This is a genomic window from Nostoc sp. ATCC 53789, from assembly GCF_009873495.1.
In the GTDB taxonomy this organism is placed as follows: domain Bacteria; phylum Cyanobacteriota; class Cyanobacteriia; order Cyanobacteriales; family Nostocaceae; genus Nostoc; species Nostoc muscorum_A.
Map to the genome: position 1 here is coordinate 1,180,337 of NZ_CP046703.1, position 16,361 is coordinate 1,196,697.

The window sequence follows — 16,361 nt, forward strand, 5'->3', positions numbered from 1 at the left end:
TTAAACCATCGATAATTTTTTAGATTTTCAGTTACAAAAATTGGTAATTAAAAATAAGACTTAAGTAGTGATCACACACTAATAATTTATCCAAAATGGAGTTTTGGTTGTTCTTAATTATCCAGTATACTCTATTATTTTTGGGTAGATTTAGACAAAACTATATCTCCCTAAATATTATACCCAAAAACATCTTAATCAAGCTCTATTGTTAACGAGTATTTCTGTCATTACTGAGACGAATTATTAAGTAACTAATTGAGAGGGCGAGAATAGCAATTCCTAAACCAATTATATCAATACCTGAAACTTTTTCTAAATCAAGAATGATAATTTTTCTGGCAACAGCAATTAAAGAAGTCACAATAACTAATTCAACTTGAAAAACGTGTTTTCGCAAATAAGCTGTGATATTTTCTAAGATTTCTAAAGCGATTAGAATATTCAAAAATAACCCGAAAATCTTATACAAGGTTGTGTTAAACTTAGCGTAAGGAGCTGTTAATAACTCTTTAAAAATAAAAGCTGCTAAGTCTCCGATCGCAACCAAAATTACAACTACCATAAAAATAGATAGAACTTTAGAAACTAGCACCTCTATGTTTTCAATGATGTGCATGAAGTTCTCATCTTTGGTAGCTCCGAGAATTCGCCTCATTAACTTTTTCATTTGCTGCACCCGATTTTTAAATAAAATAAAATCCTATAGATAAATCTAGAGGATTAAAAAAAGATGATTTGTAAGTTTACTATCTGATTTTTATTCTTTCTCATAGCTTAACTCGGTGCTAGTCAAACCTCTGCTTACTAGCAATTTAGCCTCTTTATATATAGTAATTGCTATGAGTCAAGAGTAGAGAGCCATAAAAAATGATAATAACTATTGGTTATTTATTATTGACTAAATTACTTATTAGTGATTGTTAATTACCTCTTGATAAATACACTTTGCAGCTTACCATTGTAATGACTGGAATTGATAATCTTTGACTGCAACTTCTACAGAAATTGGAATCAGCTGCACAGCACAGGCTTTTAATTCTGGTTGCAGCGAATCGGGGCAAGATTCTGGATGAGTGAGGGCGTTAGCTTCGGCATTATCAGCCCACAGTGAACCCCAGTGCATAGGGACAAAAACTGTACCAGGCGCGATCGCTTTTGTCACTTTAGCAGGAAATTGAGCTTTACCACGACGCGATCGCACTTGCACAGATTGGTTATCTACAATACCTAACTTCGCCGCATCACGGGGATGAATTTCAATAAACGGTTCGGGGTGCATTTTGCAAATTTTTTCAATGCGACCGGTGCGTGTCTGGGTGTGCCAATGTCCGTAAAGTCGCCCATTAGTTAGCACAAAAGGATAATCTGGGTCTGGTGGTTCTGCCAATCCCTTTGAGTAATATGCCCCAAATTGAGCGCGTCCATCAGGGGTATGAAAGCGTAAATCAGTGTAGAGCCGTTTTCCCATTCTGAGCGTATGGTACTTACGCTTCTTCTCAGCTTCTTTGTCAGAGAAAGTTTCTTCTTCTGGCTGAAAACTTAAGAGTCCTGTTTCAGTATCGATAAATACTGACTCTTCTTTCTTGGCTGGGTAAGGCCATTGAGTCGGGCCTTGTGTCAATTGCTCATGACTGATACCCGTCATATCGCAGGGGCGATTTTGAGTTAATTGGACGAATTCAGCATAAACTTCAGCCGAGTTAGCAAAGGCGAACTCTTTTTCAAAACCTAATCTCCGTCCAACTTCGGCGAAAATTTCCCAATCTGCCTTAGCTTCTCTTGGCGGTTGGCGGAATGCTTGACACAAAGTTACCACCCGTTCGGAGTTTGTCATCACACCAGTTTTTTCACCCCACTGGGCTGCTGGTAACAGAACGTGAGCATAGGCAGAGGTTTCTGTTGGATAATAAGCATCTTGGTAAATGGTAAAAGGCGATCGCAACAACGCCTTCTTAGTTCGCTCCAAATCTGGCATACTTACAGCTGGATTAGTAGCTGCAATCCACAATAACCCGACAGCATCATTTTCCAAGCCAGTAATCATATCCCAAGCAGTCAAACCGGGATTGGGTGAAATCTGCCCTGGCTTGAGTCCCCAAAACTCCTCAACTTCTGCCCGATGCTGGGGATTTTTCACTACCCGATAACCTGGTAATAAATGCGCCAAACCTCCGGCTTCCCTTCCTCCCATTGCGTTCGGTTGTCCGGTGAGGGAAAAAGGGCCAGCCCCAGGTTTGCCGATTTGTCCAGTCATCAGGTGCAGGTTGATGATAGTTCTTACCTTGGCCGTCCCTTCTGACGATTGATTCACACCCATTGACCACAAAGACAGTACCCGCCGAGATTCACCCCAATAGCGTGCTGCTGTTTCTAAATCTTCAATACTGATTCCACATTGACGGGCCACGACTTCTGGCGGATAGTGGCGAATCACCTCAGCATAAGCGGGAAAGTTGCTGGTGCAGTCGTCCATGAACATGGTATCGATGTAGTTCCAGCGCATCAATAAGTGGGCGATGCCGTTTAACAAATCGATATCTGTACCGGGACGAATGGCTAAATGTAAGTCGGCGGCTTCTGCGGTTGGCGTGCGTCGGGGATCAACCACGATCATTTTGACTTTGCGGTTCTTTTTGTGATATTTCTCCAGTCGGTTAAAAACAATGGGATGACATTCGGCTGTATTAGTGCCAATTAAAAATGCACAGTCAGTTAACTCTAGGTCTTCGTAACAACAGGGCGGACCATCTGCGCCAAAGCTTTGAATGTAGCCAGCCACAGCACTAGACATACATAAACGGGAGTTGGCATCAAAATTATTAGTACCCAGACAGCCTTTCATGAGCTTCTGGGCTATGTAGTAGTCCTCGGTTTGAAACTGACCAGAACCGTACATACATAATGCTTCTGGCCCTTGGGTGAAGCGGACTGTTTGAATACGCTGCGCGATCAGACTAAAAGCTTCATCCCAACTAACGCGCCGAAACTCTTGATCTAAAGAGTCTCGCACCATTGGGTAATGTAATCTATTTTTATCTAAAGATTCTGCGATCGTTGCGCCTTTGACACAAACCATTCCTTGGCTAGATGGATGGGCTTTATCACCTCGTACTCGCCAAGTCGGGTTTCCTTGACTATCTCGATTAGTTGCTTTGCCAAGTTGGGCTGGAGGTGAAACTTCTAGTCCACAGCCAACACCACAGTAAGGACAAAGAGTTTTGGTAAATTCACTCATGGCAGTTGTACCATTTTGTTATTTGAATTGTGCAACCTCAGATTTAGCGACAGGTTGAGAAATGTTAGAGAGTAAAGAATAGTGTAGAAATTATTCTTTAAGCACTTTACTCTGTGTCCTCTGCGTCTCTGCGTCTCTGCGGTTCAAAAGTAATTTATTTGACCACAGAGGCGCAGAGAGCGCTGAGAAAAAACAATCTTATTTTACGAGTCACCTTGAAGCAGGTAGTCAAGAAATTTCATGAGTTGCACTCACAAGAAAAAATGAAAATCTCTCTTACAATGTCCAATGCAGAAGTCTATTTTTCCGCTAAAAAGGTAGGGTTATGAGTGGCGGTTTCTGGTAATTCACCTTCATAAGCGGCGGCAAAGGAACCTTTTGGTTCTTTGAGGAAGAAGGCACACATAAAAGCACAGATTAGTGCAGCTATACCCATTGTGGTAAATAGTGTGGGAGCGTCGGTTAAGCTAAAAATTGTCAGGTAAACTACGCCGCCAAAATTACCGTAAGCCCCCACATTTCCAGCAATTTGTCCAGTGGCTTCTTTCTTAATCATCGGTACGATGCTGTAGGTAGCACCGCAACCAGCTTGGGCAAAGTAAGCGGCAAACATTGTAACTGCGATCGCTACCGGAATCGGCCAGCTACTATTAATAAAATGTGCCATCAAATAACTAACACCGATACCAACGCTGATAATTGTCATTGTCCATTTACGTGAGTTAAATTTATCAGAAATTAAGCCACCACTAGGACGAGAAACTAAGTTTAAGAAGGGATAGGTAGCAGCAATCATCCCAGCGACAACATGCTCTAAACCAAAGGTTTTCTCAAAAAATGCTGGGAGCATAGAAACGGCTGCCAGTTCGCTGCCAAAGTTAGTTATGTAAGTGAATTCGAGTAAAGCTACTTGACCAAATTGAAAGCGTTCAGATGCAGGGTAAGTTTTCTTGCCAGTGAGAAGTTCTCGGTTTACCTGCCAAGCTTTATAACTTTGGTAAGCAAACAATCCTGCTAATACCAACCAAGTCAAATACATTTGACTCAAAGTTAAAAAGTGAATTTTCTTTTGTTCTAAGCGCCAAGCTAATAAACCCAAGGCGAAAATCAAACCAAAGTTCGAGAAAATCAGCGCCCAGAAGCTTTTAATACTCGTCACTTCCAGAGAACCATTCTTTTTAGGTTTATTGTAGACTTTGCCTCTAGGCGTATCTTGGACAGTGTTGTAATAAATTACGCCATAGATAGCTGCAATGATACCTGTGAGTGCGATCGCAAATCGCCAGTTAGAAGCGCCACCAGAGAAAAAGCTAGTAGAAATTGCAAGTATCGGTAAGGCAAACTCTGCGCCAAAAGCCCCGAAGTTGCCCCAACCGCCATAAATGCCTTGAGCAATTCCCATTTCCTTCGGCTGGAACCATTCTGCCACCATGCGGATACCGACAACAAATCCAGATCCGACAATTCCCATCAGCAAACGACTGATGACTAGTTGATTAAAATCTTGCGCTAGCGCTGTTGCTAAACAAGGAACAACCGCAAACATCAACAAGATTGAGTAGGTGATTCTAGGGCCAAAACGATCCAGAAGCATCCCAATAATTAGCCGTGCAGGGATTGTAAGGGCAAGGTTACAGATACCCAAAGTTTTTATTTGCTCTGGTGCTAGATGTAGTTCTTTGCCAATGGTTGTAGCGAAGGGGGCAAAGTTAAACCAACAAACAAAGGTGAGAAAGAAAGCAAACCAAGTCTGATGTAAGATGCGGTAGCGATCGCTAAATGAAAATAAGTTTTTAAGCATTCCAATCTTTCTAATTGAATAAACTACGGTGAAGAGGTAGGGGAAGATGAGCCTTTTATCTCAAAGGTTGAGCCTTACTAGTGGTCTATCGCATTAATTTTGCTAGGTTTGTAGTGAGCGATTTATCGCTCAAATCAAGGACTAAAGTCCTTACTACGAACTTTTATAACCCTTCAGAATTAATGACATAGACCACTAGTAGTTACTAACTAGTAAGGCTTCTTGCTTGAGTTTTGCCCCGAAGTTTTTGATTAGTAAGTCTTGCAATAATGGCTGCAAGTCTTCGCATGGTATGCCTTTGATAACGCAAGTTCCCAAATGGGCATCTTTGCCGACTTTACCGCCCATATATATATCAACACCTTCCAAGGTTTTGCCATTTTTACGAGTTTTGGTTCCCATCAAGCCGATGTCTGCAACTTGGGGCTGGCCGCAAGAGTTAGGGCAACCTGTCCAGTGAATTCGGACTGGATTGGTGAAGATTAAATCTTCTTCTAAGGCTTTAATCATTTCTAGGGCGCGGTTTTTGGTTTCGATGAGGGCGAAGTTGCAAAATTGTGCGCCTGTGCAAGATACTAGCGATCGCGCCAGTAAACCTGGATCAATAGAAAACCTTTCTAGCAACGGTTCTGTTAAAAATGTTGCTAACCGTGAGTCAGAAATGTTGGGAATGACGATGTTTTGCTCAACGGTAAAGCGGATCTCACCACTGCCGAAAACTTCCGCTAGACGAGCGATTTCAAACATATCTTCAGCATATAGTCGCCCGACGGGAATATTTAAACCTGCGTAATTTAGCCCCGCTTGCTTTTGTTTATATACTCCGATGTGGTCGCGTTTTTCCCAGTCGATCTCATCTTTTGCGGCTGCGGGTAATAATGATTTACCCAAACGGCTTTCTACTTCTGCTCGAAATTTATCTACACCCCATTCATCAATTAGCCACATCAAGCGGGATTTTTGCCGATTAGCACGCGGGCCATGATCACGAAAGACTTCCAAAACTGCTCTACATACAGCTACCACATCTTCTGGAGCCACCCAAGCATTTAGAGGAATCGCCGCCTCACAACGTTTAGCTGAGAAAAAGCCACCCACAAGGATGTTAAAACCAAATTCTTGCCCTATCCCCTGTCCCCTATCCGCTGTCCCCTCCTTAAATGCTGGAACAAAAGCTAAATCGTTAATTTCAGCGTGAACTGAATTGTCTCTTCCACCTGCGATCGCAATATTAAATTTCCGTGGTAAGTTGCTAAACTCTGGGTTTCCTTCACCGTTGTTGGTGAGCATATCTTGAATTTGCTGTATCAACTCTCGTGTGTCATACAACTCATCAGCATCCAATCCCGCCACCGGATCGCCTGTGATATTGCGGATGTTATCCATCCCTGATTGGATAGTGGTTAAACCAACTGCGTGAAATCTATTAAAGATATCTGGTAAATCTTCAATTCTGATTCCCCGTAATTGGATATTCTGTCTGGTGGTAATATCGGCGCACCCATCATCCCCGTAACGCTGCACCACTTGGGCTAAAACACTCATCTGACTGCTGGTGAGAATACCATTAGGCATCCGTAACCGCATCATAAACTTACCTGGGGTAACAGGGCGAAAAAATACGCCCACCCACTTGAGCCGATGATCGCGATCTGTTTCGTCCATTGCTTCCCAGCCCAAGGCGGCAAATTTCTCTATCTCATCCCTGATGGCGAGTCCATCTTTTTGCGCCTTGAATTTCTCGAATTTATTGAGGCTGGTAGTCGTAGTTGTTGTGTCTGTCATGAGGCTGACTCTCGTGAGAATTTGTGCTGCTAATTGCCCTATATAAATCAACCCGTAGTTCCATCAAGTGGTGTATCTACGAGGGTTAGGGAATAAAAATTTAATATTCGATTACGGCTGATTATTGTTACTCAAAAGTATTCCAACGTGAAACTTCAAAACCGTGGTTAGTTAAGGAAAACTTGTCTCCATATACATCTTGGAAATTGTCAAGCAGGTTTAGATAATGTTCATGTAACAATTTCGATACTCATAACTTAAGACGAGATTTCTGTTAAAATCGTATAAATTGTTACGATTTTTTAGTAAAATTGCTGAAAAAGGATACGTAATATGCATTTTTTGCATCACAGTCAGCCAATGAGCCACACAAACCCCTTGATGAAGAGGGTTTGAGATGACTGAAGGGATTTTGGATTGCCATAGATTAATCCAAAATCTAGGTGGCAGATGTTAGCGAAAACTTAGATATTATTTCAGCAACTATGAAACGTCGTGATTTTATTAATTGGGTAGGTTTGGGTTTAATAGTGAGTTCTCTACCTGTAGCGATCGCAGCTTGTTCTTCTCAAACATCTTCTGCAACTGGAGATTGGCAAACAGTAGGAACTTCCGCAGAATTAGATAAAACTGGTCAATTACTGGCTAAAAACTCACCTGCTGGGCCTGTGTTGGTAGTCGGTACATCTAAAGCCGCAATCACAGCTGTCAACCCTACCTGTACTCACGCAGGTTGCACCGTAGCATGGAAAGCTGAGGCAAAAAAATTCACTTGTCCCTGTCATGGTTCAGAATTTGGGGTTGATGGTAAGGTGCTAAAAGGCCCAGCTACAGAAGCGCTTAAAACTTACGCCGCCAAAATTGAAGGTAATTCAGTTGTAGTCAAGCCAACTTAAACAATATAATTCAGGGTATGGTGAGTAATATCAACCAGCTTTTGGTGCAAGCCCAGACAGCATATAATGCAGCTGATTGGTCATCACTGATTCAATATTTACAACAATTAATTTTAGGGTCAGATTCACAACATCCAGAGGTAGTTAAAAATCGAGAATATCTGCTGACATTAGCAATTTCAATGTTAGAGATGGGAGATTTTCAACAACGCTGGGAAATCACCAAAGTTTTGACTCACTTGGGCAATATTGCGATTCCACCACTCATTGACATCTTAGAAGATGAAGACGCAGAGGAAGAATTACGCTGGTATGCAGCGCGAACCTTGGGTGAATTTCAGCAGCCAGAAGCGATCGCACCCTTGGTTGAATTGTTGAAAATTGATGAGGATGAAGAACTCAAAGCGATCGCAGCCACAGCACTAGGTAAAATGGGTAATGTTGCGATTACTTCATTAACTGAACTTCTAGCAGATGAAGATACAAGACTTTTAGCAGTGCGATCGCTTTCCTGTATTCCCCAAACAGAAACCATCACACCGCTATTGACTGTAGTACAAGATCCACAAGCCACAATCCGCACCGCTGCAATTGAAGCCCTCAGCAGTTTTCATGACGAACGTATACCACCAATCTTGTTAAACGCTTTGGATGATATTGCTGCTACAGTTAGGCGTGCAGCAGTGCTTGGTTTAGGTTTTCGCCCCGACTTGCGCGAAGCATTAGATTTGGTGACGAGATTGCAACCCAAGCTTTACGACTTTAATCTTGATGTTTGTTGTGCAGCCGCAGTTTCCCTTTCTCGGATGGGTTGTAATGACGCTGCAAAACATTTATTTAATTTGTTGATTTCACCTCAAACACCAACAAAGCTGCAATTAGAAACCATCCGCGCTTTAAGTTGGGTGGGTACACCATCTAGTTTGGAATATTTGCAAACAGCATTTAATCAAATCACTTCAGAGACACTTTGGCAAGAAATTGTCACTGTTTTGGGGCGAGTACAAAAGCCGCAAACTACACAAGCAGTAGAAATATTATTGCAAATACTGCGATCGCAGCATCCAGCTACAGAGATTGTCAACATCAAAAGTGCGATCGCTTTATCTTTAGGACAGTTAAGCGAAATACAAGCAATTGAACCATTGATTTCACTGCTAGCTGATTCTAATGTATCGGTGAGACTACACGCGATCGCTGCACTCAAAAATCTGGATGGGGAAGTTGCACATCAAAAACTACAGCAATTAGCCAATAATGCTGCACTCACACTAGATTTGCAACAAGGAATAGCGATCGCTTTAGCTGAGTGGTAATTTCGTCAAATTGGAGATCAGATTCCTCTACTATGAACAAGTGATTGTCCGGCTATGATCTAAAGCATATTGCCACTGACCAACTTTATGAAAACCTTTACTGCAATAATTGAGCGAGATTCTGATACTAATCTCTATGTTGGTTATGTGCCTGGATTTCCCGGAGCGCATTCTCAAGCAGAAACCTTAGATGAGTTACAGGAAAATCTACGCGAAGTGATTGAGATGCTTCTAGAAGATGAAGACGTGTAAATTAGATAAAAAATACTGTAACAAACTATACTAAATTGCTGATAAAAAACCGTTAACTTAATGAAACTGATAAATGTAATTCAGGCTACATAAAAATGCGCCTAGAGCAGTTGCAAGCCTTTCTAGCGATCGCACAAACCGGCAGCTTTCAACAAGCAGCGCGAACATCTGGTGTTACCCAATCGACGATTAGCCGCCAAATCCAGGCATTAGAAGCAGATTTGGGTGTAGAACTTTTTCATAGAACTACTCACGCCAAATTAACGCTGGGAGGTGAATGTTTACTACCACGTGTCCGTAAAATTTGCCAAGAATGGGAGACAGCTACACAAGAATTAGCTGATTTAATCGCTGGAAAGCAACCAGAACTTTGCATTGCCGTGATTCACTCATTATGTGGATCTTACTTACCACCAGTGTTGCAAAAATTTTGTCATGCATATCCAGATGTGCAATTGCGGGTGACTTCATTAGGAAGCGATCGCGCCCTGAAAGTCCTCAAGGATGGATTGGTAGATTTAGCAATTGTGATGAATAATCGCTTTTTAACCACTGCTAGAGAAATGGTGGTAGAAGTACTTTATGATGAACCGATAGAAGTTCTCACCGCAGCTAATCATCCCCTGGCACAATATGAATGTGTCCCTTGGTCGGAGCTAATTCTTTATCCCCAAGTGGTTTTTAAAGATGGTTATGGGATGCAGCGCTTAATACAAGATAGATTTGAGCGAATGGAAGCTACACTCCAGGCGGCTTTAGAGGTAAATACCCTAGATGCCTTTCGGGGAGTGGTGCGCCAGGGAGAATTAATCGCTTTGCTACCTCAATCAGCATTACTGGAAGCACGTCTTGACCCTACTTTAGCGGTTCGTTCCTTAGAGAACAATAATATTAGTGGTTTAACAGATGGTTCAAGTTTGACTCGGCGGGTAGTTATGGTGACAACTCAAGACCGACTACAAATTCCCCCCATTAAGTACTTTTGGCAACTCGTGCGGGAAAATATCCCATTACAAATTGACCAGCAGCGATCGGCTTCTTGAGTGTCATTAGTTATTAGTCATTGGTCATTAGTCATTTTCAGAAAGGACAATGGACAAATGACAGTAGACAAAGGACAAAGGACAAATGAGCAATGTATTTAGGGAATTACTGAAAAAAGTAGGTAGCGGAAACCACACAGGCGAAAACTTAACTCGCGCCGAAGCAGCCAGCGCCACTAAAATGATGCTGCTGGGTGAAGCTACACCAGCCCAAATCGGAGCGTTTTTGATTGCTCATCGAATCAAGCGTCCTACGGGGGAAGAGTTAGCGGGAATGTTGGATGCTTATGATGAATTGGGGCCAAAGCTGCAACCATTCGACTCTGAACGACCAGCGATCGCTCTTGGCATCCCTTATGATGGCAGAACCCGCACAGCACCAATTAGCCCGGTAACAGCTTTAATACTCGCCGCAGTTGGACAACCAGTGATCATGCACGGAGGCGATCGCCTGCCAACAAAGTACGGCTTACCCCTAATAGATATTTGGCAAGGTTTAGGAGTCGATTGGACTAACCTACCACTGGCAAAAACCCAGCAAGTTTTTGAGCAAACGGGAATTGGCTTTATTTATTTACCACAGCATTTTCCCTTAACTACAAGTATTTGGGAATACCGCGACCAACTTGGCAAACGTCCGCCCTTGGCGACAATGGAGCTAATTTGGTGTCCTTATGCTGGTGACGCTCATGTCATTGCTGGATTTGTGCATCCGCCGACAGAAGGGATGTTTAAGATAGCTTTGGGGCTGCGGGGCGTAACGAAATTTACATTAGTAAAAGGACTGGAAGGTAGTTGCGACTTACCGCGCGATCGCACTGCAATTATTAGCTTATCTCCATCCATAGCATCCCAAGAGGTAGAAAGATTGCACCTCGTACCGCGTGATTACGGCTTTACTACCAAGAACGTACCCCTTGGAACTACTGAAGAATTGGTGGCGGATATGCAGGAGGTTTCGGACGGTAAACCAGGCGAACTAATGCAAACAGCCTTGTGGAATGGTGGATTTTACTTATGGCGGAGTGGTATTTGTTCAGATATGCCAGAGGGTTTAGCTAAAGCAGAAGAGTTATTAACCAATGGTGCAGTAGCAGCTAAACTTCAAGAACTCAGCCAGATAATAAACTCACTGTCATCTGAAGTATTTCAGCCAGTGTAAATAGTTCATTTAAAAACATGGCTTTCACCACTTTAGGGTGTCAGGGACTTCTCCAAAATAGACTTTTGTTGCAACCAATCCTGACCTACTTGAATACTGACATCTGAACCAAGGTTGCCAGTACTTTCCACACGCACTTCACCAAACCCCAAAGTGTCACGAATTGATTCGGCGCTGTCACCATCTCCTTGCTGGGCGACGATGTGAGTTACCTCTAGAGGTTCACCCCATGCTTTAGCTATATAAATGTTGCGATATCCAGATTTTTCCAAGGCTCTAATTAATGGTTGGAGATTAGAGCGATCGCCACCTGTACTATCTTGAATTGCTACACGTAAAGAACGTGGATCGGTTGCCTGCTGTTCCTGCTCTGATTCCAAGCCAAAATGTTGAGCCATCAGTTTAGCAATACCATTTTTACTGGGCAACCAATAGCTAGCATCAAACTCATTTTTTTCGCTAAAGCGACCTGGCAGCATTAACATTTGCATATTAGAGCGATTTGTCCGCACGCCAAAACCCATTAGCGCCACTAACTCTTCAACCGTCAAATTAGTATCGATGTGGTCTTTAACTACATCCAAAACTTTAGGTAATTGAGCAACAGTAGCTGGGTTGAGTGTTTGATCCATCAAAGCCCGCATGACCATTTGCTGGCGTTGAATCCGACCAATATCACCAAGTTCATCATGGCGAAACCGCAGCAATTGCAGTGTCTGTTCACCATTGAGATGCTGCTTACCCGCCTTCAAATTGATATACAAATGCTGAGAATCATCTTGGTACTTCATATCTTTGGGGACGTAGACTGTTACGCCTCCCAAAGCATCAATCAGCTTGGCAACTCCCAGAACGTTAATTCGCACATAGCGATCAATTCCCGCCCCACCTAAGAGATTACTGACGGTTCTAGCAGTTAAAGCTGGCCCACCTTCAACATTAGCAGCATTAATTTTTTTAACTCCATACCCCTCTATTTCTGTGCGGGTATCTCTGGGAATAGAGAGCATAATTATTTTTTTCGTCTCTGGATCAAATTTGACCAAGAGCATCACATCAGAAAGACCATCAAAGGAGTTTACCTGGGGCAGGTATTTGAGGTTTTTGGTGTCTTCAGGGGGGTTTTGGACATCTGGAGGGAGTACACTCATCCCCATAACTAAGAGATTAACTGGGCGAGTTAATTCTGAAAATCGCATTACACCTCCAGAAATGCGATCGCCATCAAAGGCTGCCTCCTCCTGTGGACTTAGCTGGGCTTGTTGCAAAGGTGTACTGGTTAAAGACACCGCCAAAAGTGCCCCTGCTGTTGCTGACACCATTGCAATCCCACTCATCCCTACCCAAAACCACAGCCAACGTCCAGATTTCGAGTTCTGAGAAATTTTTTTATTGGACTTTGAGGCTTTTCCCGACTGGTTTTCTTCCGCCGAACTTCTTTGAATGGTCACAGACTTCCTCACACTTACTCAATAATCAAATTTGGTAAATTTGCAGACTAAAAATATCCAAACAAATCAACCCATAATAGCTAACTCTTAATTATCAGTGCTAACTTTTTTAATGTAGTGTCAACCACAACACTTATAGCAGCATTTTTTCTGCTTTTGGGTCAACCTAGAGATGTTTTACTGAAGTATGGCAATAATAAACTGGATTTGACTAGATATATAGAGAAATCAAGCATAATTTTTTAGGAAATAGGTAAAACTACTGAATAATTCTCATCCTAAAAAATTAAGATAAGTACTTACTAAACACTCGTTCTGCTAAAGTACTAAAGCCTGGTAAACGTCCAGATTTGCCCTGCATTAAGCGCAACATCAACCAGACACTCACTATAAAATAACCCGACGTGAGAAAACTATTCAGGATAAATAGACGTAGCGAAAAAAAATCTGAAGTTGTGGCTCCGGTACTTAATAATAAATATCCCAACAGCCAAGTAAGTGCCAAAGTGATAGACAGACGGCTAACAGCAAGTTGTTCCCGGCTGGCCTGTCCCCCATAGAGAGTCCACAAAGATGGAAAAAAGCCGATAATCGGAATCAAATATAAAAGCAACTGGGTTTTTGGGATTGGGGATTGGGCATTATTATTTTCCACCTGCTCCCCTGCTCCCCTGCTCCCCTGCTCCCCTGCTTTCCACTCCCTGCCCTCTTTTGATTCAAAATTCTCCATTGGGGTTAGTATAACTCCTAAACTAGAAGGATGAATAAGACTCATATAGTTAGAGATAATAAGCTGTAAAGAAAGATTTAACTTAGTTCTATCCCGCAATTAGCTCAAAATGCAGACACGCAAGCTACTCGACTGGTGGCAAACATTCACACCAATAGCGCGAATCGGGGCGATCGCGTTATTCGTTCCACTGCTAGTTCTAAATGGTTGGGCACTTTCGGTATTTTTCAATTATTTCCATTCTCTCATAGTCATTTTAGTCGGAGCCTCAGTCTTAGCATTTCTGCTCAACTACCCCGTGAGTTGGATGGAACATCATGGTGCTAAACGAGAGCAAGTTGCTATCTTAGTGTTTCTCTTGGCTTTATCGATTTTATTGGCGTTGGGTGTGACGCTTGTTCCGTTAGCCCTTACCCAAGCTCAACAACTGGTGGCTCGGTTGCCAGAGTTGATCGACTCTGGACGCTCTCAGCTAATGATATTAAACGAAAAAGCGGAGACTTTTGGCTTACCGATTAATCTCGATGCTCTGGTAGTACAAATCAACGATCGCGTCAAAGGACAATTACAAGCGATCGCTGGGCAAGTTTTAAATCTGGCGGTAGTTACAGTCACTAGTCTGCTAGATATCCTCTTGACGATGGTTTTGACTTTCTACCTTTTACAGCATGGGAGTGAACTCTGGGAAAGTTTAGTAGAATGGCTACCCTCTAAATTTCGCGCTCCTTTCTCTCAAACAGTCCGCCTAAGCTTTCAAAATTTCTTCATCACCCAGTTGATTTTATCTACCTGTATGGCCTCAGCCCTCATTCCTACCTTTTTGTGGCTGAAAGTACCATTTGGACTGCTATTTGGGCTAACTATTGGTCTAATGGCTCTCGTCCCCTTTGGTGGTTCTGTGGGCATTGCTCTGACTACACTATTGGTAGCACTGCAAGATTTCTCAATGGGTGTGAGAGTTTTGATAGCAGCAGTAATCGTACAGCAAATTCTCGAAAACTTAATTGCCCCCCGAATTTTAGGCAGTTTTACGGGTTTAAATCCAGTTTGGATTTTAATTTCAGTTTTAACAGGGGCAAGAATTGGCGGACTGTTGGGTGTAATTGTGGCAGTACCCACCGCTGTTGTCATTAAAACCGCTTTAAGTGCCTTGCGTCTTGGTGGCGAGGCAAACGATAGCGGCACGGGGGAGGTAACTGCACCCGTTGCAGCAAACGAGTCCTCGAAAGCAACCGCTAACAACACTCTGAGTATTTCTGAAGCGACATTACCTTAAGGAGGCAGGAGGTTTTCTGCCTCCTCATTGTGGCTCAATGATGGAACCCATAAACAAAACGTTTCCCGTCTGATTATCCCTAATAGCGCAGAAGAAGGGACGGTCAACAATCATTCGGAATGGTTCTGGTTCATCTCTCAAAGATGTTGCGACTATTCCCACTGAAGTAGCCGCAGCTGCTTCGGTACCTTCTTCGTTTACTTCGACAAAAGTTTTATGCTTAACTTGGCTAATGGCAAAATTTTTACCCATGCCAGAAAAATTGGCTTTGTTACTGAAAGCCTCTTCCATGCCTAAACTTTTCAAGGCATCATTGAGTGTAACTTCATAATCTGTTTTGAAGCGAGGTAGACGAATAAACCCTTTTTGTTTGTTGAACTGAGTCATCCATTTTTCCCAGTTTTCAACATTCAAGTTCTGATAAAAGGCTTTGAGGTTAGAGTTCTGTTTGGGTAGAAAGATATAAAAACTGATTTTCCCATCTTTACCGTAAGGTAAACTAACCGCCTGAAATTGTTCGCTTTCATAGTACCTATAGTCACCTTGTTGTGACATCATTGGGTGTTGCTTTCGTCTACCAGATGTAATGTAAAAAGGGTATTGAGCAGTTTGACTTTTGTCAAATTCGTTACTCCAATTACCTTTAAAATATATGGCATTAATCAGAAACAACACTTGATTTGGTTCAATCGTTTCAACTATTTTAGTAATTTTGCCCTTAGTATTTTCTTTTACCCAGTTATTTATAATATTAGATGCGGCGGCATCTTTAAAGTTTAAATTGCTGACCTTAGCTTGATAGAAATCCTGGGTTCTCTTGAGAAAGTCTGGTGCAAAGCTAACATCTTGATTTGCCCAAAGCGAGTTAGCAATACTCAGTTGGACTTTCGCATCTGGATTTTCTAAAAGCTGTTTTAATGCCGCCGCGTAAGAAGAGTTGATTTCTGGTAGATTCATTCCCTGTAATTCCAGGGTTTTTGCCATTGCTTGTTGAGTTGAGCCACTAGCGCCGTTGTAGGTCATGGCTAGAGCGATCGCGACACTCGAAGGTGAGATAAAAATATTATTCTCACCTTTATTATCTTTCAGAACTTCTGAAAATAGTTTGAAGCCAAACTTATTGCTAGACTCAACTATTCTTGTATCAGTGTTGACTGTTTTTTTTTGCAATGGAGTTTCTGGCTGAGGTAAACTAGATTGGGCGAGGGCACTTTTGTTACTCTCGACTTGAGAACAACCTAATACACTGAATAGAACAACACTTGCAGCTGCCAAAGCATAACGTCTGCCCAGACTCACACCATAACGTCTTTGCAGAAAATTTTCTTTTGCATCACTAAACTTTTGCCGATTCATTCTGCTACCTCACTTGCCAAAGATTCCCGATCTGTGCTTATGGTTGACGCAGACA

The 16,361-nt window shown here is 42.4% G+C and carries 13 protein-coding genes; 6 read left to right on the plus strand and 7 right to left on the minus strand.

Annotated features, from left to right (window positions below; genetic code table 11):
* Nucleotides 1-211 precede the first annotated feature (211 nt).
* The 4 genes from GJB62_RS04750 to GJB62_RS04765 form a co-directional block, all read right to left on the minus strand.
* Nucleotides 212-670 carry a phosphate-starvation-inducible PsiE family protein gene (locus GJB62_RS04750; protein WP_114081059.1) on the minus strand — a complete coding sequence of 153 codons (459 nt, stop codon included), beginning with the start codon at nucleotides 668-670 and terminating at the stop codon, nucleotides 212-214.
* A 285-nt stretch (nucleotides 671-955) separates the two neighbouring features.
* A complete protein-coding gene (locus tag GJB62_RS04755; RefSeq protein ID WP_114081058.1) occupies nucleotides 956-3,238 on the minus strand; it encodes a nitrate reductase in 2,283 nt (760 codons plus the stop codon).
* Between the two features lie 298 nt (nucleotides 3,239-3,536).
* Entirely contained in the window at nucleotides 3,537-5,039 is a 1,503-nt protein-coding gene (locus GJB62_RS04760) for a NarK family nitrate/nitrite MFS transporter (RefSeq protein WP_114081057.1), read from the minus strand.
* Between the two features lie 195 nt (nucleotides 5,040-5,234).
* Entirely contained in the window at nucleotides 5,235-6,824 is a 1,590-nt protein-coding gene (locus GJB62_RS04765; RefSeq protein ID WP_114081056.1) for a ferredoxin--nitrite reductase, read from the minus strand.
* A 485-nt stretch (nucleotides 6,825-7,309) separates the two neighbouring features.
* On the opposite strand from GJB62_RS04765, the gene GJB62_RS04770 reads away from it, so the two are divergent.
* From GJB62_RS04770 to GJB62_RS04790, 5 genes are all read left to right on the plus strand, one after another.
* The gene (locus GJB62_RS04770) at nucleotides 7,310-7,720 is read left to right on the plus strand and encodes a ubiquinol-cytochrome c reductase iron-sulfur subunit (RefSeq protein ID WP_114081102.1); all 411 of its coding nucleotides are present in this window, start codon (nucleotides 7,310-7,312) and stop codon (nucleotides 7,718-7,720) included.
* Between the two features lie 17 nt (nucleotides 7,721-7,737).
* A complete protein-coding gene (locus GJB62_RS04775; protein ID WP_114081055.1) occupies nucleotides 7,738-9,036 on the plus strand; it encodes a HEAT repeat domain-containing protein in 1,299 nt (432 codons plus the stop codon).
* A gap of 87 nt (nucleotides 9,037-9,123) precedes the next feature.
* Nucleotides 9,124-9,288 (plus strand): type II toxin-antitoxin system HicB family antitoxin, encoded by a 165-nt coding sequence (locus GJB62_RS04780; RefSeq protein WP_114081054.1) that lies wholly within the window; start codon nucleotides 9,124-9,126, stop codon nucleotides 9,286-9,288.
* Between the two features lie 95 nt (nucleotides 9,289-9,383).
* The gene (locus GJB62_RS04785; RefSeq protein ID WP_012408241.1) at nucleotides 9,384-10,331 is read left to right on the plus strand and encodes a LysR family transcriptional regulator; all 948 of its coding nucleotides are present in this window, start codon (nucleotides 9,384-9,386) and stop codon (nucleotides 10,329-10,331) included.
* A gap of 85 nt (nucleotides 10,332-10,416) precedes the next feature.
* Nucleotides 10,417-11,493: an anthranilate phosphoribosyltransferase family protein gene (locus GJB62_RS04790; protein ID WP_114081053.1), complete on the plus strand. Its 1,077-nt coding sequence runs from the start codon at nucleotides 10,417-10,419 to the stop codon at nucleotides 11,491-11,493.
* A 32-nt stretch (nucleotides 11,494-11,525) separates the two neighbouring features.
* Here GJB62_RS04790 and GJB62_RS04795 read toward each other — a convergent pair whose 3' ends face one another.
* Together GJB62_RS04795 and GJB62_RS04800 are read right to left on the minus strand one after the other, a co-directional pair.
* Nucleotides 11,526-12,944 (minus strand): LCP family protein, encoded by a 1,419-nt coding sequence (locus tag GJB62_RS04795; RefSeq protein WP_114081052.1) that lies wholly within the window; start codon nucleotides 12,942-12,944, stop codon nucleotides 11,526-11,528.
* A 286-nt stretch (nucleotides 12,945-13,230) separates the two neighbouring features.
* Entirely contained in the window at nucleotides 13,231-13,674 is a 444-nt protein-coding gene (locus GJB62_RS04800) for a hypothetical protein (protein WP_245246099.1), read from the minus strand.
* A 109-nt stretch (nucleotides 13,675-13,783) separates the two neighbouring features.
* On the opposite strand from GJB62_RS04800, the gene GJB62_RS04805 reads away from it, so the two are divergent.
* Nucleotides 13,784-14,950, plus strand: coding sequence for an AI-2E family transporter (locus GJB62_RS04805; protein WP_114081051.1), 1,167 nt, complete (start codon nucleotides 13,784-13,786; stop codon nucleotides 14,948-14,950).
* Nucleotides 14,951-14,974: 24 nt separating this feature from the next.
* Here the strand turns inward: GJB62_RS04805 and GJB62_RS04810 are convergent, their stop codons facing one another.
* On the minus strand, nucleotides 14,975-16,306 hold the full coding sequence (locus GJB62_RS04810; RefSeq protein ID WP_114081050.1) for a serpin family protein: 1,332 nt from the start codon (nucleotides 16,304-16,306) through the stop codon (nucleotides 14,975-14,977).
* Nucleotides 16,307-16,361 lie beyond the last annotated feature (55 nt).